Source organism: Mesorhizobium sp. M0048, from assembly GCF_040323405.1.
In the GTDB taxonomy this organism is placed as follows: Bacteria; Pseudomonadota; Alphaproteobacteria; order Rhizobiales; family Rhizobiaceae; genus Mesorhizobium.
This window is the reverse complement of record NZ_JAMYUV010000120.1, coordinates 1-1,221: the sequence shown is the minus strand read 5'-3', so window position 1 is coordinate 1,221 and position 1,221 is coordinate 1. Positions and strand designations below refer to the sequence as shown.

Below are 1,221 nucleotides of genomic sequence, written 5' to 3'. Positions count from 1 at the left end.
TATTGCATGGGCGCGGCCTGGCGAAACCCCAAGGCGCGCGACATGGATGCGGTGGTGGCGATGGTCGAAGGCGTCAAGGCGCTGGGCATGGAGACCTGCATGACGCTCGGCATGCTCGATCTTGAGCAAGCCGCTCGACTGAAGCAGGCTGGTCTCGACTTTTACAACCACAACATCGATACGTCGGAACGCTACTATAGCGAGATCATCAGCACGCGGAGCTTTGCCGAGCGGCTCGAGACGCTCGAGCACGTTCGCCAATCCGGCATCAAGGTCTGCTGCGGCGGCATTGTCGGCATGGGCGAGGAGCCGGTGGACCGGATCGACATGCTGGTGACGCTGGCCAACCTGCCGGAACATCCGCAAAGCGTTCCGATCAACATGCTGATCCCGATCCCCGGCACCCCGCTTGCCGACGCCAAGCCGATCGAGCCGATCGAATTCGTGCGCGTGATCGCGATGGCGCGCATCATGATGCCGAAATCGCATATCCGTCTTTCCGCCGGCCGTACGGCCATGACCGACGAGATGCAGGCGCTGTGCTTTTTTGCCGGCGCCAACTCGATCTTCGTCGGCGACACGCTGCTGACGGCGGACAATCCCGGTGAGGACAAGGATACCCTGCTGTTCCGGCGCCTTGGCATCGAGCCGATGGAACTCGAGGCGCAATGAACGGGGCACCGCTTGCCCGCTATGAGGCGACCTTGCAGGGACTGGCGCGCAAGGACCGGCTGCGGACGCTGAAGCCGTGCGCCGGGCGCGACTTCTCGTCGAACGACTATCTCGGGCTTGCCGCCTCCAAAAGACTTGGCGAAGCGGTTGCGGCGGCGATTGCGCGGGGCACGCCGGTTGGCGCCACCGGGTCGCGGCTGTTGCGCGGCAATGCACCGGAACACGAGCAGCTCGAGGCAGACGCGGCGGCATTCTTTGGAGCCGACCGCGCGCTGTTCTTCGGCAGCGGCTACATCGCCAACTTCGCTCTGCTGACGGCGCTGCCGCAGAAGGGCGACCTTTTGGTCCTCGATGATCTCGCCCATGCCAGCATGCATGAGGGGGCACAGGCCGGACGTGCCGAGTTCAAGCTGGCCGCGCACAACGACGTCGATGCTGTCGAGGACGCGATCAAGCGTTGGCGCGCCGAAGGCGGCATGGGATGCGTCTGGATTGCGGTGGAAAGCCTATACAGCATGGATGGCGACTGCGCGCCTTTGGAGAGCCTGG

Annotated in this window: 2 protein-coding genes; both read left to right on the top strand. The window is 64.3% G+C overall.

Annotated elements, in window-relative coordinates:
* Nucleotides 1–672 (top strand): biotin synthase BioB (gene bioB, locus NKJ84_RS32985; protein WP_352510000.1); only part of this gene is annotated, 672 nt, incomplete at its 5' end.
* A partial coding sequence (locus NKJ84_RS32980; RefSeq protein WP_352509999.1) for an aminotransferase class I/II-fold pyridoxal phosphate-dependent enzyme occupies nucleotides 669–1,221 on the top strand: 553 nt, incomplete at its 3' end. The genes bioB and NKJ84_RS32980, both read left to right, overlap by 4 nt.